The 16,731-nt window shown below is 70.2% G+C and carries 18 protein-coding genes; 10 read left to right on the plus strand and 8 right to left on the minus strand.

What is annotated here, in order from left to right:
* Positions 1-23: 23 nt before the first annotated feature.
* Both P5P27_RS04285 and P5P27_RS04290 read right to left on the minus strand, forming a co-directional pair.
* Positions 24-656 carry a response regulator gene (locus P5P27_RS04285; RefSeq protein ID WP_006898029.1) on the minus strand — a complete coding sequence of 211 codons (633 nt, stop codon included), beginning with the start codon at positions 654-656 and terminating at the stop codon, positions 24-26.
* Complete coding sequence (locus tag P5P27_RS04290; RefSeq protein ID WP_260868602.1) at positions 653-1,840, minus strand: sensor histidine kinase; 1,188 nt, start codon at positions 1,838-1,840, stop codon at positions 653-655. The genes P5P27_RS04285 and P5P27_RS04290 overlap by 4 nt, the downstream gene beginning before the upstream one ends.
* A gap of 181 nt (positions 1,841-2,021) precedes the next feature.
* Between P5P27_RS04290 and P5P27_RS04295 the strand changes: the two genes are divergently transcribed.
* Together P5P27_RS04295 and P5P27_RS04300 are read left to right on the plus strand one after the other, a co-directional pair.
* Positions 2,022-2,993: an ABC transporter permease gene (locus tag P5P27_RS04295; protein ID WP_045539652.1), complete on the plus strand. Its 972-nt coding sequence runs from the start codon at positions 2,022-2,024 to the stop codon at positions 2,991-2,993.
* 41 nt (positions 2,994-3,034) lie between these two features.
* Positions 3,035-3,733 (plus strand): ABC transporter ATP-binding protein, encoded by a 699-nt coding sequence (locus P5P27_RS04300; protein WP_278126541.1) that lies wholly within the window; start codon positions 3,035-3,037, stop codon positions 3,731-3,733.
* 117 nt (positions 3,734-3,850) lie between these two features.
* Here the strand turns inward: P5P27_RS04300 and glpX are convergent, their stop codons facing one another.
* Positions 3,851-4,837, minus strand: a complete 987-nt coding sequence (gene glpX / locus P5P27_RS04305) for a class II fructose-bisphosphatase (RefSeq protein ID WP_006898025.1) — start codon at positions 4,835-4,837, stop codon at positions 3,851-3,853.
* Positions 4,838-4,945: 108 nt separating this feature from the next.
* On the opposite strand from glpX, the gene P5P27_RS04310 reads away from it, so the two are divergent.
* Entirely contained in the window at positions 4,946-5,515 is a 570-nt protein-coding gene (locus P5P27_RS04310) for a DUF4245 domain-containing protein (protein ID WP_006898024.1), read from the plus strand.
* Positions 5,516-5,579: 64 nt separating this feature from the next.
* On the opposite strand, the gene P5P27_RS04315 is transcribed toward P5P27_RS04310, so the two are convergent.
* The 3 genes from P5P27_RS04315 to P5P27_RS04325 form a co-directional block, all read right to left on the minus strand.
* The gene (locus P5P27_RS04315) at positions 5,580-5,819 is read right to left on the minus strand and encodes an exodeoxyribonuclease VII small subunit (RefSeq protein WP_062367124.1); all 240 of its coding nucleotides are present in this window, start codon (positions 5,817-5,819) and stop codon (positions 5,580-5,582) included.
* Entirely contained in the window at positions 5,816-7,060 is a 1,245-nt protein-coding gene (gene xseA / locus P5P27_RS04320) for an exodeoxyribonuclease VII large subunit (RefSeq protein ID WP_278126543.1), read from the minus strand. The genes P5P27_RS04315 and xseA overlap by 4 nt, the downstream gene beginning before the upstream one ends.
* A 79-nt stretch (positions 7,061-7,139) precedes the next feature.
* Positions 7,140-7,853: a lipid droplet-associated protein gene (locus P5P27_RS04325; protein WP_278126544.1), complete on the minus strand. Its 714-nt coding sequence runs from the start codon at positions 7,851-7,853 to the stop codon at positions 7,140-7,142.
* 34 nt (positions 7,854-7,887) lie between these two features.
* Here P5P27_RS04325 and P5P27_RS04330 point away from each other — a divergent pair, with 34 nt between their 5' ends.
* The gene (locus tag P5P27_RS04330; RefSeq protein WP_081598154.1) at positions 7,888-8,841 is read left to right on the plus strand and encodes a 4-hydroxy-3-methylbut-2-enyl diphosphate reductase; all 954 of its coding nucleotides are present in this window, start codon (positions 7,888-7,890) and stop codon (positions 8,839-8,841) included.
* Between the two features lie 27 nt (positions 8,842-8,868).
* Here P5P27_RS04330 and mycP read toward each other — a convergent pair whose 3' ends face one another.
* Both mycP and eccD read right to left on the minus strand, forming a co-directional pair.
* Positions 8,869-10,188, minus strand: coding sequence for a type VII secretion-associated serine protease mycosin (mycP, locus tag P5P27_RS04335; protein ID WP_278126546.1), 1,320 nt, complete (start codon positions 10,186-10,188; stop codon positions 8,869-8,871).
* Entirely contained in the window at positions 10,185-11,636 is a 1,452-nt protein-coding gene (eccD, locus tag P5P27_RS04340; RefSeq protein ID WP_278126547.1) for a type VII secretion integral membrane protein EccD, read from the minus strand. The genes mycP and eccD overlap by 4 nt, the downstream gene beginning before the upstream one ends.
* A gap of 161 nt (positions 11,637-11,797) precedes the next feature.
* On the opposite strand from eccD, the gene P5P27_RS04345 reads away from it, so the two are divergent.
* From P5P27_RS04345 to P5P27_RS04370, 6 genes are all read left to right on the plus strand, one after another.
* A complete protein-coding gene (locus tag P5P27_RS04345; protein WP_278126549.1) occupies positions 11,798-13,288 on the plus strand; it encodes a hypothetical protein in 1,491 nt (496 codons plus the stop codon).
* Positions 13,289-13,332: 44 nt separating this feature from the next.
* On the plus strand, positions 13,333-14,796 hold the full coding sequence (locus P5P27_RS04350; RefSeq protein WP_278126551.1) for a recombinase family protein: 1,464 nt from the start codon (positions 13,333-13,335) through the stop codon (positions 14,794-14,796).
* Between the two features lie 54 nt (positions 14,797-14,850).
* Positions 14,851-15,603 carry a metallophosphoesterase gene (locus P5P27_RS04355; RefSeq protein WP_278126552.1) on the plus strand — a complete coding sequence of 251 codons (753 nt, stop codon included), beginning with the start codon at positions 14,851-14,853 and terminating at the stop codon, positions 15,601-15,603.
* A gap of 93 nt (positions 15,604-15,696) precedes the next feature.
* Positions 15,697-15,903: a hypothetical protein gene (locus P5P27_RS04360; RefSeq protein WP_278126554.1), complete on the plus strand. Its 207-nt coding sequence runs from the start codon at positions 15,697-15,699 to the stop codon at positions 15,901-15,903.
* A 43-nt stretch (positions 15,904-15,946) separates the two neighbouring features.
* Positions 15,947-16,177, plus strand: coding sequence for a hypothetical protein (locus P5P27_RS04365; protein WP_278126555.1), 231 nt, complete (start codon positions 15,947-15,949; stop codon positions 16,175-16,177).
* Between the two features lie 376 nt (positions 16,178-16,553).
* Positions 16,554-16,718 carry a hypothetical protein gene (locus P5P27_RS04370; RefSeq protein ID WP_278126556.1) on the plus strand — a complete coding sequence of 55 codons (165 nt, stop codon included), beginning with the start codon at positions 16,554-16,556 and terminating at the stop codon, positions 16,716-16,718.
* The last annotated feature ends 13 nt before the right edge of the window (positions 16,719-16,731 follow it).

Below are 16,731 nucleotides of genomic sequence, written 5' to 3' on the forward strand. Positions count from 1 at the left end.
GCGATCCCGTCCGGCGGGTGCGCTCAGCCGATCAGTCCGCGCTGACGTGCGACGGCAACCACCTTGCTGCGGCTCGAGACGCCGAGCTTGTCGAAGATGTGCACCAGATGCGACTTGACGGTGGCCTCCGAGATGAACAGACGCTTGGCGATCTCGCGGTTGCTGAGGCCGAGGTCGAGATGCTCCACGATCTCGAGCTCTCGTGCCGTGAGGGCCGGCCTGCTGTCGGTGACGCGGGTCAGCAGTCGCGCCGCCACCGCTGGGCCGAGGACCGTCTCGCCGGCGGCAGCCGACCGGATGGCGCTGATCAGGGTCTCGGGCGCGGCGTCCTTGAGCAGGTAGCCGACGGCACCGGCACTGACCGATCGGACGATGTCGGCATCGGATTCGTAGGTGGTGAGGATCAGCACCTGAGGCGGATCGGCCAGCCGGCGGATCGATTGGGTGGCGTAGACGCCGTCCGCGTCGTGCGTCTCGGTCCCGTGCAGGCGCAGATCCATCAGGACGACGTCGAGGGAGAGTTCGCCGGCGAGGGCGATCGCCTCGTCGGCGGTACCGGCCTCGGCCACCACGTCGAGATCGGGGGAGGCGCCCAGGACGGCGCGCAGACCTGCGCGGACCACGGGGTGGTCGTCGACCAGCATGATGCGGATCACGGTTGCCCTCCGATCGGGAGCCGGGCGTGGATCACGGTACCGTCGTCGGGCTCCGATTCGACGCTGACGCTCCCGCCCGCCTCCGACACCCGATTCTGCATGGCGCGCAGGCCGAAGCCCGAGCCGTCGGACCTGCGCGGGGGTCGCCGGCCGGCCGGGAAGCCGACTCCGTCGTCGACGACGTCGAGATGCACCTCGTCGGGCAGATAGGTCAGGGTCACGGTGGCCCGGGTCGCGTGGGCGTGGCGGGCGGCGTTGGTGAGCGCCTCCTGCGCCGTTCTCAGCAGCGTGTTGCGGGTCTCCGGCCGGAGCGCGACGCTGTCGCCGTGCACTCGCAGTTCAGCCGGCAACCCGCTCTGTGAGACCCGATCCACCTCCTCGCGCAGGGCGTCGGTGAGGCCGTCCGGGCGCAGGTCCGGCCCGTCGAGCCCGCGAAGGAAGCGGCGCGACTCGGTGAGCGCCTTCTGTGCGGTGTCGAGCGCGGTGCGGACCTGGACGTCGCGCTGATCGCCCGGGGTCTCATCGTTGGTGGCCGAGCGCAGCAGCAGCACGATGCTCGCCAGGCTCTGCCCGGTGCCGTCGTGGATCTCCCCGCCCAGGCGCTCCCGCTCGGCGAGGATCCCGGCCTGACGTTCCTTGGCGGCCAAAAGTTCTCGGGTTGCGAGGAGATCGGCGACGAGCTCGTCGCGCTCGTCCACCATCGCGATGATCCGACGGAAGATCTCAGTCACGGCGACCGCGGTGGCGATGCCGAACGCCGGACCGATGATGCCGCCGACCATCAGCTCGGGACTGTGGAGCAGCGTGGAGCCGATCGACGTCGTCACGATCACCACCTCGGCGACCACCGAGACCGGCGGTTCGAGGAAGTACCAGCACAGCATGGCCAGGACGAAGGCCAGCCAGACGAACCCGGGGGAGAGCAGCACCAGTGCGACCCACAGCAGGGTGAGGATCACCACCCAGATGCCCGTGTCGAGGCCCCGGCCGCGCGTGTGCGACCACACGCCGAGCAGGTACCACCCGCCGACGACGGCGACACCGGCGATCACCGCGGCGGCCCCGCCGAACACGATGGGCGCCGAGCCGGCCAGAGCTTGAGCCATTCCGGCGAGCAGAAGCGCCAGGAACAGGATGTGGCCGCCCCATTCCGCATAGCGCTCGGCCGGTCGATCGTGCGTCATAGCCTCCAGTATCACCGCCCCGCCGCCACCGACCATGGCGTCTACAACTTTCGATGGATGCCCGCGCGCCGCCGGATGGATGCAGATCTGAGGTGCCCAGACGATGTTCCGGCGCCCGATTCCCGACAGGCTGGAAGCACGTTGGTCGAGCGGTTTCGCACCGCTGTTCACAGGAGGACGCGTGTATCTGGGATTGCGGGAGTTCCGCGCTGCAGCAGGGCGGTTCGCGCTCGTCGTCGGGGTGGTGACACTGCTCGCGTTCATGGTGGTCGCGCTGTCGGCGCTGACCGAGGGGCTCCGCCAGCAGTCGGTGTCGGCCGTGGAGAAGCTCCCCGGAGCCGCGTTGCTGGTGCAGGAGGACGGCGACAAGCCCGCGCTGCTGTCGGACAGCGAGATCACCCGCACCGCCGGTGAGGGCACCGAACTGGGGGTGGCGACGCTGCGTGCCAGCCATGACGGAGCCAACTCCACGGTCGCGGTGTTCGGCCGCGGCGACGTTCACGAGGTGGCGGTGTCGCCGGACATCGCGAAGACGCTGGGCGTGGTCCCCGGCGGCTCGATCCAGCTCGGATCCACGACGGTGCGGGTCGACCGCGTGGCCGACGTCGGTCAGTACGCCCATCAGCAGGTGATCTCCATGCCGGTCGGCGAATGGCGCGAGGTGACGCACCGCGATTCGGTGAACGCACTGATCGTCGACTCCGATAGTGCGGCTCCGGCGGGCCTGGTCCGGGTGGCGCACGCCGATCTGCCCGACCTGGTCCCGGGCTTCTCGTCCGAACACATGTCGCTGCTGTTGATCCAGGGGCTGCTCGTGGTGATCTCGGCGGTCGTCGTCTGCGGATTCTTCGCCGTGTGGACCGGTCAGCGCATCGGCTCGCTCGCGGTGGTCCGGGCGATGGGCGCGGGACGCTGGTACCTGCTGCGCGACGGCCTCGCCCAAGCCGGTTCGGTCCTGGTGGTCGGCCTGGCACTCGGCGCGGCACTGGCGGTCGGTTTCGCCTCGCTGCTGTCGGGCAAGGCGCCGGTGGTCGTCGACCCGGCGGCCGGGGCGACGGTCCTCGCAGGCATGGCCGTCCTGGGACTGGTGGGCGCGGCGCTGGCGCTGCGGCCCCTGGTGAAGGTGGACCCGCTGGTCGCCCTCAACCGCTGACACTTCTCCGATCCGACCGATGACTACTGATGGGAACTGACATGGGATCTGCAACTGACACGGGACTGACACTCACCGACATCGATCTGACCTACCCCGACGGCGACAGCGTGGTGCGCGCGGTGCGCGGGGTGAGCCTGCACGTGGAGCCGGGCACCACCGTCGCGCTCACCGGCCCCTCCGGATGCGGGAAGTCGAGCGTGCTCGCGGTGGCCGGCGCACTGATCCGGCCCGACTCGGGGACGGTGCGGATCGGCGACCGATGCCTCGACGGCCTCGACGCGGAGGCGCTGGCCCGCGTCCGTCGCGAACGGATCGGACTGATCTTCCAGAACGACAACCTGGTACCCGGACTCACCGCCGAGGAACAACTGCTGCTCGCGGCGCATGTGGCCGGTCGTCGGCCGTCGCGGCACCGCGCCCAGGCCCGCGAACTCCTGTCGGCCGTCGGGCTCGACGGAGCGTTCGGACGCCGGCCCGGACAGCTCTCGGGCGGAATGCGGCAGCGGGTCAACATCGCCCGGGCGCTGATGAACGGACCGCAGGTGCTGCTGATCGACGAACCCACCTCCGCGCTCGACTCGACACGGGGAACGCAGATCGTCAAACTGCTCACCGAACTGGCGCGAGACCGCGGCATCGCCTCCCTGCTGGTGACGCACGATCTGCAGACGGTGACCGGGGTGGACGGAGTGCTGGAGATGAAGGACGGCGCCCTGCTGGCCGGTGTCGGGGTCTGACGCCGCTGCCGTTCCCCACCGAACGCACCGATGCCCCTCGACTCATGGAGTCGAGGGGCATCGTCGCTCCTCGGTGCGAGGCCGGGGTCAGTCGATCGCGGGGATCGATCGCGGGGATCAGATGTCCAGGCGCGCGTACTCGCGCAGCTTGGACGTCTGGTGGACCGCCTCGATGGTCCGGATGGTGCCCGACTTGGAGCGCATGACCAGCGAGCGGGTGGTGGCCCCGTTGGGACGGTAGGTGACGCCGCGGAGCATGTCGCCGTTGGTGACGCCGGTCGCGCAGAAGAAGGAGTTCTCTCCGCGCACCAGGATGTCGTTGGTCAGGACCATGTCCGGGTCCAGGCCCGCGTCGACGGCCTTCTGGCGTTCGGCGTCGTCCTTGGGCCACAGCTTGCCCTGGATCTCGCCGCCCATGCACTTCATCGCGACGGCGCTGATGATGCCTTCGGGGGTGCCGCCGATGCCCATGAGCATGTCGACGGTGCTGTAATCGCCGGCGGCGGCGATGGCGCCGGCCACGTCGCCGTCGGAGATCAGCCGGATCTTGGCGCCGGCCTCACGGATCTCGTGGATCAGCTCGGCGTGGCGGGGACGGTCGAGGACGACGACGGTCAGGTCGGCGACGTCGATGCCCTTGGCCGCGGCGACCGAATTGATGTTCCACTCGGTGGACTGGTTGATGTCGATCGCGCCCTTGGCGGCCGGGCCGACGGCGATCTTGTTCATGTAGAACACCGCTGACGGGTCGTACATGGTGCCGCGTTCGGAGACCGCGATGACGGCGATCGAGTTCGGACGTCCCTCGGCCATCAGCGTGGTGCCGTCGATCGGGTCGACGGCGACGTCCACCTCGGGGCCCTCGCCGTTGCCGACGATCTCGCCGTTGTACAGCATCGGGGCCTCATCCTTCTCGCCCTCGCCGATCACGACGGTTCCGCGCATCGACACGGTGGAGAGGAGTTCGCGCATCGCGTCGACCGCGGCGCCGTCGCCGGAGTTCTTGTCGCCGCGCCCGACCCACCGACCAGCGGCCAGCGCCGCGGCCTCGGTGACACGGACCAGTTCCATGGCCAGGTTGCGGTCGGGTGCTTGCTTGGTCATGCGGACTCCACTTTCGTTGCGAACCTTGATGAGGTCTAGACCTCGATTCTTTCATGGCCGGGACCGGCGATTGGCTGGGGGCGGCGCCCGACTGCGATAATCGAAGCCATGGCCCAGAAACCCCGGATCCTGCAAGACGGACGAGACCTCGTCTGGTCGCTCATCCCGCTGCTGGTGATCGCGCTGATCGTGGCCGGGGTCAGCGGCAGTTGCTCCTGGGGCTTCGGCAACTCGGCGACCGAACAGAAGATTCCCAGTTTCAACGTCAGTGCAGGTCTGCACGCCGATGCGGAGTCGATGCCGTTCCCGATCCGGGAGCCGAAACTGCCCGCGAACTGGAAGGCCAATTCGGGTTCGACTCAGGAGATCGGCGCCACTCTCTCCAGCAACGTCGGCTGGATCACCCCCAACGGCGTCTACATCCAGCTGACGCAGACCGCCGCGACCGAGGAGCAGCTGGTTCCGAAGCTGCTCGGCGACGGCGCGAGTGGCGGTGGCGTGCGCGAGATCTCGGGCCAGCGCTGGGTCACCTACTCCGGCGACGATCACCGCAAGGCATGGATCGCCGACATGGGCGACGTGCGAGTGGGCGTGGTGAGCCGCGGCGCGGACTCCGACATGCAGACCCTCGCGAAGGCGGTCACCGAGGCCGAACCGCTGCCGTCCAAGCGTCCCTGACCCGAGCCGGTCGCCGGATCGGCCACCGGGCCTGCGGGGAAGCTAGTCCGCCAGCCCTCGTCCCTCAGTCCTCGTCGTCGGTCTCGGCGTCGTCGTTCAGTGCGGCCTCGATCCGTGATCGAGCTCCCTCGAGATGCTCGGTGCACCGCTTGGCCAGCGCCTCGCCGCGCTCCCAGAGCGCCAGTGACTCGTCGAGACCCAGTCCACCCCGCTCGAGTGCGGTGACCACCTCCGACAATTCGTCACGAGCCTGCTCGTAGTCGAGTTCGGCGACGGGCGTGAAATCGGCTCCGGGATCGGTCACTGTCGGCTCTCCTTCGTGGTCGGCGAGATCACTGCCGCGGCCGATCCGTCGGCGACGCGGATGCGCACGGCCGCTCCGGCCGGCAGGTCGTCCACCGAGCGGACCGCGTGCGGCTGGTCGGAGTCGGTGCGCTGCACCACGGCGTATCCGCGGGCGAGCGTCTGCGCTGGCCCGAGGGTCGACAGCTGCGATGCGAGACGTTCGGTGCGATGCTCCTCGACAGTCACCAGGTGCCGGACACTGCGGCGGATGTCGCGTACTGCGCCGTCGACACGGTCCTGCCGGTCGTCGACCATGCGCAGCGGGTTCGCGAGCACGGGCCGGGCCCGGAGCCCCTCGACCACCCGTTCCTCCCGGTGCACCCAGTTGCGCAGCGCGTGGGCACTGCGCCGGCGCAGCTCGGCGATTCCCCGCAGTTCGGCCGAGACGTCCGGCACCACACGCTTGGCGGCATCGGTCGGCGTCGCGGCGCGGACGTCGGCCACCAGGTCGAGCAGCGGACTGTCGGGTTCGTGGCCGATCGCGCTCACCACGGGAGTCCGGCAGGCGGAGACGGCGCGCAGCAACGTCTCGTCGGAGAAGGGGAGCAGATCCTCGACGCTGCCGCCCCCGCGCGCGATGACGATGACCTGGACGTGCGGTGCGGCGTCCAGCGCCGCGAGATGCTCGACGATCGCAGGCACCGCGGTCGGTCCCTGCACGGGCGAATCCCGGACCTCGAACCGCACCGCGTCCCACCGGGCGGTCGCGACGGCGATCACATCGCGCTGTGCGGCACTGGCGCGACCGGTGATCAGTCCGATCGTGTGGGGGAGGAACGGCAGCGGCCTCTTCCGGCGGACGTCGAAGAGCCCCTCGGCGGCGAGCAGGGCCCTGACGCGTTCGATCCGGGCGAGGAGTTCGCCGATGCCGACCGGCCGGATGTCGGTGATCCGCAGCGACAGAGTGCCCCGGCCGGTGTAGAAGTTGGGCCGGCCGTACACCACCACCCGGGCGCCCTCGGTGAGCGGCACCGGACTCCGCTGAAGCAGACCCGGGTCGCAGGTCACCGAGATCGAGATGTCGGCGGCGGGATCGCGCAACGTCAGAAAAGCGGTGCGCGTGCCGCGGCGCAGGCTCAGCTGGGTGATCTGACCTTCCACCCACACCTGCCCGAGCCGGTGGATCCAGTCCGCGATCTTGAAACTGAGCGTGCGCACCGGCCACGGATTCTCGGCGGTGTTCCCCTGCTCGGGCGTCATCGCGGAACCCCGGTGCAGAGCCGGGCCGGGCCGATCACTGCGCCGGTTGTCACTGCGCCGGTTGTCACTGCGCGGTTGCTCACTGCGCGGATTCGGCCTTCTTCTGCTGGCTGACGATGCGGTTGTCGAGCATCGTGACGAAGGGCGTGCGATTGCGGTTCGCCTTCTCGAACTCGAGGATCTCGGTGAGTTCCTCGGTGCCGAGCCCGCGGACCTTGGCACGCAGCTGGGCCAGCGTCAGCGTCGGGTAGTCGAGGGCGGCGACGGCGGCCGGGAGATGCTCCGGCGACGCTGCGGCATCCGGCGTCGTAGAGGTGGGGCCCGCGGCCACGTCGGCCGGAGCCGAGCTGTAGAGCGCGAAACGTCCGGCGTTGGCCGGTGGCGCGGCGCTGTCGGCGGCGGACTCGTCGGGGCTCGCAGCGGGGGCCTCGGCGGCGCTCGTCTCAGCGTGGTTTGTCGCGGAGTTCATCTCAGGGGCGCGGGCCGGGGCTTGCGGAACAGTGGCCGGCGCGTCGGCACGCAGCGGCCGGCTCGCCGCCTCCGCGTCGTCGTCTTCGTCGAACCGCGCCCACTCGGGCTGTTCCTGAGACTTGTCGCACAGCGGCGCGAGCAGCTCGTCGCCCTTGATGGCGAGCTCGGCGATGTTCTGCTGAAGTCGCATGCCGGCCTGCAGACTCCGGCTCACCGCACCCATCGGCAGAGTGATGACTCGCGTCGGCAGTTTGCGGGTTTCCTCGATGGTGGTGGCGACCAGACCGGCGACCACGCGGGCAGCGTATGGAGGACGACTCATGTACTAACTCTCTCACAGCCGTACCCTGGAGTTCATGGCTGATAGTAAGCGCGTCCTTCTCGCGTCGCCCCGTGGATATTGTGCAGGCGTCGACCGGGCCGTGGAGACTGTCGAGCGGACCCTCGACAAGCACGGTGCGCCGGTGTATGTCCGCAAGGAGATCGTGCACAACCGGCATGTGGTCGACACGCTGACCGAGCGTGGCGCGATCTTCGTCGACGAGACCGACGAAGTGCCCGAGGGCGCGATCGTGGTCTTCTCCGCCCACGGAGTCTCTCCCGAGGTCCACCAGAGCGCTGCGCAGCGCAGCCTCAAGACCATCGACGCGACGTGCCCGCTGGTCACCAAGGTGCATCAGGAGGCGAAGCGGTTCGCGCGCGACGATTACGACATCGTGCTGATCGGCCACGAGGGCCACGAGGAGGTCGAGGGCACCGCCGGCGAGGCCCCGCAGCACATCCAGGTGGTCGACGGACCCGACGCCGTCGACGACGTGCAGGTGCGCGACGAGTCGCGGGTGATCTGGCTGTCGCAGACCACGCTGTCGGTGGACGAGACGATGGAGACGGTGTCCCGGCTCCGGGAACGGTTCCCGCTGCTGAACGATCCGCCGTCGGACGATATCTGCTACGCCACCCAGAACCGCCAGGTAGCTGTCAAGGCGATGGCGCCGCGGTGCGAGCTGGTGATCGTGGTCGGTTCGCAGAACTCGTCCAATTCGCAGCGGCTGGTGGAGGTGGCGCTGCAGAACGGCGCCGAGGCGTCTTACCTGGTGGACTACGCCCGCGACATCGACCTGGCCTGGCTCGACGGCGTGACCACGGTCGGCGTCACCTCGGGTGCCTCGGTCCCGGAGGTCCTCGTCCGCGGGGTGGTGGATCTGCTCGCCGAGCACGGTTACGCGGACGTCGAGACCGTGACCACCGCCGAGGAGACGCTCACCTTCGCGTTGCCGCGCGAACTGCGGCCCGCCCGCAATCCCCGCTGACCGCGGCGCCCATCGCCTCGGCACCGATCATCGGCGGCGGCGCAGCAGGCGTCCGCCCACGACGGCGACAGCCGCGAAACCCGCACCCGCGAGGATGACGCCCGCACCGGAGCCCGACTCGGGCTCATCGTCGGGGAGAGCCAACGGCCGCAGACCCGGAGCGGCGCGCACCTCGGGGTCGTCGGTGAGTGCGGCGAGCGGATCGATCACCCCGCTGCCGACGGCGTCGTCCCGGCCGCCGCCGTGCGCCGTGGCGACGATGCGGTCGATCACCTCTGCGGCCGACAGGCGCGGGTACCGGGACCGGATCAGCGCCGCCAGGCCCGACACGTACGGCGCCGCGTAGCTGGTGCCGGCGAGCGGGGCCACCCCGTCGCCGGTGCGCAGGCCGCCGGCGAGCCGCGGGCCGCCCGGGCCCGGCATCACGCTGACCACATCGGTGCCCGGCGCCGCCACGCTCACCCACGGCCCGCGCAGGCTGAAGTCCGCGGGTGCGCCGTCGGCGGCCGCGACGGCGCCCACCGTCAGCACCAGTGGCGCGAATCGCGCCGGGGTGACGGCCGTGCGCAGTCGCGCCCACGCCTGCGCGACCGAGGCCGCACCCGACGGGTTCTGCTCCCGGCACGCCGTGGTCTCGGTCAGGTTCCCGGCTGCCACGACCACCACCACGTCCCGCTCACGCGCGTAGGCCAGCGCGGTCCCGACGAGACCGTCATCGAGCGGACCGGCGGCGGGTGCGCATGCCACCTCTGAGATGTTGATCACCCGTGCACCCAGGTCGACGGCCCTTACCACCGACCGCGCGAGAGTGGTGAGCGGGCCGTATCCGGCTCCCACCACGGCGTCGTCGGCTCCGCTGCCCCGGGCGCTGAACGCTCCGCTCGACTGCCGAATCGAGATGATGGTCGCCTCGGGCGCCACACCGACGAAGTCGTCGTCGGCGGAGGGCTGTGCTGCGATGATGCCCGCGACCAGCGTTCCGTGGGCGTCGCAGTCCGACAGTCCGTCGCCGGTCCCGACGTAGTCGCCGCCGGCGACGAGGCGCGGCAGCCTGGTGTGCGGGCTCACACCCGTGTCGATGACCGCCACGGACACGCCGGCGCCGCGACTGAACCGATGGGCCGCTGCCACGTCGAGCAGTCGGTGGCCCGCGGGTTCGCCTGCGGTGTCCGCGTCGGCGGTGGTCGCGCAGCGGGCGCGCTGCTCGGTCGGCTCGGGCGGGCCCAGCGGTGCGGCCGAGACCGTCGCCCGGGCGATCACCGGCGCCGGGACCGCCACGGCGGCACCCGCGCCGGAGAACCAGACGACCGCCGCGACCGCCGTGATCGCGCCGATCCGCCGGATCACAGGGTCCGGACCGCCTGATAGACGTCCAGGACCCAGAGCAGCAGCGGAATCACCGCGGTCAGCGCGGCGTATTCGGCGATCTCGACGGCGCGCACGGCGGGCGGAGAGTAGTCGCGGCCGGATGCGACCGTGCCCAGCAGCAGAGCGCCGACCGCCCAGCCGATCGTCCCCGCGAACACCCAGACCGGTTCCGGGCCGGACCCCGCGACGGCGGCGAGCGCGGCGACGACTCCGATGATCCCGGCCGCCCCGACCAGCAGAGCCGACTGCAGCCGGTCGGCGTGCGTCCGGCCGCGGGCGGCGAGTGCCACCACGATGCACGCGCAGTAGCCCAGCGCCACCGGCGATCCGCACGCCGCAGCGGCGACGGCCGCGGTCGCGACCCCGGTGACCAGGACGGCACCGGCGAGTGCGCCCGTCAGAATCGATGCGGTCACGGCGGCGCGGCGCGCGAGCGCGTCGAGGTCGCCCAGCGCGAGGTCGGCGATTGCGCCGAGCGGATCGCGGGTCGAGAGCCGGACCGCGTCCACGCCGTCGACCACCGCGGGATCGGTCCCGTCGGGTGCCGCCGGCGCAGTGTTCGGCACCGACGGCAACGGCAGACGTCCGGCGGCGATCGCGATTCGCGGCGCGCAGAGCACCAGGCCGACGCCCGCCGCCGCGACGACTGCGGCCAGATCCCGCACTGACGGCGCCCACACCGTGGCGAGCAGCCCGGTCGCCGCGGTTGCGCCGCCGACCACGGCGATCGCGGTGTGGGCCGCCGCGGCCCGGCCGGTGCCCTGGTATCCGATCACCGCACCGGCCAGGGCAGCGATGCCCGCTAACGCGAGCTGGACTCCGCCCGCCGCGCCGGGCACGACGAGCGAGGCCGCGACGGCGCCGAGGACGCAGCCCGCGATGCTGAGGACGGCGGAGGTCCGCGGGTCGCTCTCCAGGCGACGGCCGGACAGTGCCGCCCCGAGTGAGACCGCCGCACCCAGGGCCGAGACCGCGAGGACCACCGGAGCGTCGCCGGCGGCCGCCGCCCAGCGGCCGGCCGGGACGGCCCCGACCACCGCGACCAGGAAGACCAGATAGCTCACCATGCGTGAGGCGTCCGACGACCAGCCGAAGCGGTCCCGCTGCAGAGCCGCCGCCACACCGTCGGCGACGTCGTCGATCAGCACCGTCCCGGCATCGGCCGGCGCAGTGCGGATCACCAGCAGATCGCCGTCGCACACCCCGCACTGCGCGAGAGTGTGCTCGGCGGCCAAGGCGGTTCCGTCGATGCGGGCGAGTGTCCAGTTCGCGGGTTCAGCGCTGTCGTCCACCCGGACCCGCAGAGCGTCGAGAAGATCGGGCATCAGCGCCGCGATCGGCACGCCGGCCGGAAGGCCTGCGTCGAGTTGAGTGCTCCCACCCACGATCGATGTCCGGATCATGTCCGGTTCGGTCAACACGGTCATTCGGCAAACCTTCCCCCAAGGTTCCTGATACAACCTCTTCCATCGCCCGTGAGGCGAGGACGTCGTCGAGATAACCATGTCGGGAGTCGTCGCGGTCAGCGATTGGGGGAAATCGCTCAACCGGCCTCACGCGGCGGCCGAATCAGAGCTGGGGGGCTCGAATGGGCAGTGCAACAATCGGTTTCGCGCGTCGTCCGCGGATCGTCGTGGAGGCTCCGCCGGACGGGGAGATCGAGCTGACCGCGCCGCCGGAGCTGTCGCGCGCAGTGCCGCCGAATCTGCTGGTGCGGCTTCTGCCGGCGGTCATGGTGGTCGCCGTCATCGGCATGGTCGCCATGATGGTGATGACCGGAGGCGCTGGGGCACTGGCGAATCCGATGTTTCTGATGTTCCCGCTGATGATGGTGATGTCGATGGTGGGAATGCTGGCATCCGGCGGGCGCGGCGGTCCCGAGCGGGCCGCCGAGGTGAATGAGAACCGCAAGGACTATCTGCGCCATCTCGGTCAGCTTCGCGACGATGTCGCCGAAACGGCTGCAGCGCAACGAGAATCGGCGCAGTGGCGGCATCCGGATCCGGGAGCGTTGATCGGCCTGGTCGGGGGCCGCCGGATGTGGGAGCGCAGATTCACCGACGACGACTTCGGCCATGTCCGCGTCGGCCGCGGGACACACCGCCTCGCGACCGCGTTGGTGCCGCCGGAGACGCCGCCGGGCGACGACCTGGAGCCGGTGTCGGCGGTGGCGCTGAGACGTTTCGCTGCCGCGCATGCGGCCGTCGACGGACTGCCGACGGCGATCGCGCTGCGCGGATTCCCGGCGGTCAGCCTGCTCGGGGATCCGGTGCAGGTGCGCGCCCTGCTGCGGTTCATGCTGTGCTCGCTGGCCGTACTGCACGGTCCGGACCACCTGAGGATCGCGGTCGTCGCCGACGATCCGCTCGACGCCGAATGGGATTGGGTCAAGTGGCTGCCGCACATCGGCCATCCGGCTCGTCGGGACGGGCTCGGTGCCGTGCGCATGGTGTACCCGACGCTCGGCGCCCTCGGCGACGACCTCGCCGCCGATCTCGCGGCCCGCGCGGGTTTCAGCCGGACGGCCGACTCTCCGGCGACGTCCCATCTGTTGATCGTGGTCGACACCGATCGCGTCGATGTGGACGACGAATTGATCGGCGGCGTAGGCCTCGACGGCGTGACAGTGGTGAGTCTGGGCACCGCACCGAGCCCGCTGGCGGTGCGTCGCGGGCTGCAGCTGACGGTGTCCGGCGGTCGTGTCGCCGCCCGCACCGCCGCCGGACTGGAGGAGTTCGCCGTCGCCGACCGGCTGTCCGGGCCGTGCGCCGAAGCCGTCGCGCGCAGGCTCGCCCGGTACCGCCCGGCGTCGCTCGACGCCCTGCTCGATCTCGACACGCCGGTTCTCGCGAGCGATCCCGGACTGCCCGCACTGCTGGGTCTGGGAGACGCGGGCCGCGTCACCCCGGAGTCGGCCTGGCGCGGGCGCCTCGGTGCCGAACGACTGCGCGTGCCGATCGGCTACACCCCGGAGGGCGCTCCCGTGCACCTTGACCTGAAGGAGAGCGCGCACGGCGGAATGGGGCCGCACGGGCTGTGCATCGGCGCCACCGGCAGCGGCAATAAGAAAATCGGATAGTGACTGCGATTGTTGCTACGCTGGTATGTATGGCCTCTACCAGCATGGACGCCGCGATCTACACACGCATCTCGCTCGACAAGTCCGGCGAGGGCATCGGCGTCGAGCGCCAGGAGGAGGCTTGCCGTAGCCTCGCCGAGCTGCACGGCTACACCGTCGTCGGCGACGCGGCTGGCGAGATCTTCTGTGACAACTCGCTGTCGGCGTACAAGGGTGTCGAGAGGCCCCGTTTCCAAGCCCTCTGCGCGCTCATCGAGTCGGGCGGGATCGACCGTGTCTATGTGTACAGCACCGACCGGTTGGCAAGGCGCACCCGCGACCTACTCGACCTGATGGACCTGATGCGCCCTTGCGGCGTGACCGTTCACGCCGTCACCGGTGAGGGGATCGACCCGGCGAGCGCAAACGGTGCGTTGATCACGACGATCCTCGGTGCCGTCGCGGAGCAGGAGAGTGCGCACAAGGCCGAGCGTATCCGCGCCGCCTACGAGCAGCGGGCGCATTCTGGCAAGCCGAAAACCGGCGGCAGGAGGATGTTCGGCTACGAGACCGACGGCGCGACGATCCGTGACGACGAGGCTGCGATGCTGCGCGAGGCCGCTCAGCAAGTCATCGATGGGGTCAGTCTGCGCAGCATCGCAGCGGATTGGAATGACAAGGGCTTCACCTCCACCCGCGGCAACCGTGTCGACACTGTCATGATCCGGACATTGCTCAAGAACCCCTACGTCGCGGGACTCTCCACCTGGAACCCCGCCGACAGCGACGGTCGGCGCCTGATCCGTAACCGCCAGGTGGTCGGGGAGGGGAGTTGGCCAGCCATCGTCGAGCCGGCCATGTGGGAGCGTGTCCAGGCCGTCCTGTCCGATCCGGCTCGCGTCAGCAACCGCGTCGGCAACACGCCCCAGCGGCTTTTGAGTGGCCTCCTGATCTGCACCTGCGGCCACCCGATGTACCGCCGCACACGGCCCCTCAAGAGCGGCGAGGGGCGGTTCTCGTACTACTCTTGCAAGCGCGTCGTCCCCGGCCGTCACGTCCACATCGGCTCCGATGACGCCGACGCCGCGGTGGAGGCCCTGGTGATCGCTCGCCTGAAGCAGACCGACATCGCCGCGGCACTGGCCGCCGCGGCCTCGGCTGACGACGGCTCGGCCCAGCTGACCGAGCTGACCCGCGAGCGTGCAGACCTCCTGGCCCGGCGAGATGAGCTGGAGGACGCCGTCGCCGAGGGCACCGTCGCCGTCGCGGCGTTCGGACGCGCCGTAGAGCGCGTCGAGCAACGACTGGCCGAGATCGACGAGAAGATCTCCGCCTTGTCCGCGTCGTCGGACGCGCCTCCGCTGGCCGAGATCGCCGCTGCCGACAGCGTCGAGGCGTGGTGGGCAGCGGCGGACCTGCTGCGCCGACGCGCGGTCGTTGACACCCTGGTCAGGATCGCGGTCGGACCAGGGAAGGCCGGAGCTAAGGCGTTCGACCCGACCCGGCTCCGAGTCGAGTGGAAGGCGTGACCAAACAACTTGCATGTGCAAGTAAAACCAAGCCTTATATACAGAGGAGCGACCTTGACCATCACCTACGTCATCCCCGATGTCCACGGTTGCCTGCCCGAGCTGCGAGACGCTCTGACCAAGGTCGATCTGAGCGACCCGGCCACCCGACTCATCTTCCTCGGCGACTACCTCGACCGCGGGCCCGACAGTGCCGGCGTGCTCGCCGCCGTCAAAGGCTTGTTCGATGCCCACCCCGAGCAGGTGATCGCGCTCGTCGGCAATCACGAGCGCTGGATTCCTCGACTGGATCGACGCCGACGGCGGCGACCCGACCTGGCTGCTGGCCGACGCGGGCTTCGTCACCATGAGGTCGTTCCTGCCGTCGGAGATCATCGAGCAGGCGGTCGCCGAGCTGGCGGGCGGGAGCATCGAGACGGTCAACGGCGTACTCAAGCACGAGATCCGGGCCCGTCACGGCGACCTGATCGACTGGCTGCGGCGCCTGCCGCTGCGCCACGAGACCGACGCGCACCCTACGTGCACGCCGGCATCGACGAGGACGCCGGGCCGCTGTGGGAGTCGATGACGACTGACGAGGTACTCACCGAGAAGTTCCCGCCGTCACTCGGCAAGACCTCGGTAGGCAAGACCATCGTCGCCGGGCACACCGGCGTCGGACCGCTGCACGCCCGCGAGGGGCGGATGCGCTGCTGGGAGCCGTTCGTCGACGAGGGCCACGTCTACCTCGACGGCCGGGTGGAGGACACCGGGCAGCTCAACGTCATGCGCTACGACAGCCGAACGCACACGACGATGTTCCTCTGACTCCCGGCACAAGCACCCGCCGGCCGGTGGCTGGCGACTCTCTTTCTCGGGTTCCGCCGCTCACCGCCATCTGCGCGCGATCTACTGGTGGGCGTGGACGACGAGACGATGACCGAGGCGCAGATCGACGCCTTATTCGAGCGCACGCAGCCGATCGGGAACGCGCTCAACGCGCTCGCGCAGGCCGAGCTGGCCGTGGCTGCGGTGGACGAGCTGCCACCCGAGCACCAGGCTCGGCTGGACCAGGTCTTGGCCAATGTGCTTGACGAGATCCAGCGGCCCGGCTACCGACCCGGCTGAGCCTCACTCAGGTTGCACCCATGGTGCCGACCAAGGAGATCCCATGACCAGAAACAAGACCCTGCTCGTCGCCCTGGACGTCGACGGCGTCCTGCGCCCCATCGACCCCGACGAGTCTTTGCTGGCCGACGACCCCGGATGGCAGCGCTTCGAGGTCGAGATTACCCCTGAGACCTGGCCTGAGCGGCGATACCTCGTCGGGCCGCCGCCCCGCGCCGTCCAGTTGCCGCTGCTGCTGAGTCCCAGCCTGCACGGCACTGGATCACCTCGCTGATCGAGCGAGGTGTCGAGGTCGGTTGGGCGACTATCTGGGAGAGCAAGGCGAATATCCACCTTCCGCCTCTGCTCGGCATCCCGCAGCTGCCGACGGCCATCTCCCACGACCAGGGCGACGAGGGTCGCTTCAGCGAGACCGCCGACAGCTGGAAGGCCCGCTGCCTGGCATGGACCGACGACTGGTCTGGTCCCTAGAAGAAGCGGTGGCTCAGCCGACGCCGGGACGAGACCCTCGTCGTCACCCCGCACGAGAAGGTCAGTCTCACTCGCGCGCAGATGGACCGCGTGGACGAGTGGGTCTCCCGCTTCCGGTGATACCAGCGCAGCCGGCCACGTCCCGGATCCGATGGATCACCCGCGACTGGGAGGCCACCATGCAGCTCACCATCACCCTTGACGAGAACGTCGCCACCAGCCGCACGAGTTGGCACGTCCATAGCGACCAGCCGGTGTTCGACCGCGCGGCCACGGCCGACACCCTCGACCGGGCACTCGCCGACGCAACCGACTGGATACGCCAGGCCGACGCTTCGATCTGATGGCCGCAGCGAA

Source organism: Gordonia sihwensis (genome assembly GCF_029632925.1).
Lineage (GTDB): Bacteria > Actinomycetota > Actinomycetes > Mycobacteriales > Mycobacteriaceae > Gordonia > Gordonia sihwensis.

What these genes read in the sequence shown, in the direction of transcription:
- P5P27_RS04290 (WP_260868602.1), bottom strand. Translation starts at nt 1,840, where the DNA reads ATGACGCACGATCGACCGGCCGAGCGCTATGCGGAATGGGGCGGCCAC.
- P5P27_RS04300 (WP_278126541.1), top strand. Translation starts at nt 3,035, where the DNA reads ATGGGATCTGCAACTGACACGGGACTGACACTCACCGACATCGATCTG.
- glpX (WP_006898025.1), bottom strand. Translation starts at nt 4,837, where the DNA reads ATGACCAAGCAAGCACCCGACCGCAACCTGGCCATGGAACTGGTCCGT.
- P5P27_RS04310 (WP_006898024.1), top strand. Translation starts at nt 4,946, where the DNA reads ATGGCCCAGAAACCCCGGATCCTGCAAGACGGACGAGACCTCGTCTGG.
- xseA (WP_278126543.1), bottom strand. Translation starts at nt 7,060, where the DNA reads ATGACGCCCGAGCAGGGGAACACCGCCGAGAATCCGTGGCCGGTGCGC.
- P5P27_RS04325 (WP_278126544.1), bottom strand. Translation starts at nt 7,853, where the DNA reads ATGAGTCGTCCTCCATACGCTGCCCGCGTGGTCGCCGGTCTGGTCGCC.
- P5P27_RS04330 (WP_081598154.1), top strand. Translation starts at nt 7,888, where the DNA reads ATGGCTGATAGTAAGCGCGTCCTTCTCGCGTCGCCCCGTGGATATTGT.
- eccD (WP_278126547.1), bottom strand. Translation starts at nt 11,636, where the DNA reads ATGACCGTGTTGACCGAACCGGACATGATCCGGACATCGATCGTGGGT.
- P5P27_RS04345 (WP_278126549.1), top strand. Translation starts at nt 11,798, where the DNA reads ATGGGCAGTGCAACAATCGGTTTCGCGCGTCGTCCGCGGATCGTCGTG.
- P5P27_RS04350 (WP_278126551.1), top strand. Translation starts at nt 13,333, where the DNA reads ATGGACGCCGCGATCTACACACGCATCTCGCTCGACAAGTCCGGCGAG.
- P5P27_RS04365 (WP_278126555.1), top strand. Translation starts at nt 15,947, where the DNA reads ATGACCAGAAACAAGACCCTGCTCGTCGCCCTGGACGTCGACGGCGTC.
- P5P27_RS04370 (WP_278126556.1), top strand. Translation starts at nt 16,554, where the DNA reads ATGCAGCTCACCATCACCCTTGACGAGAACGTCGCCACCAGCCGCACG.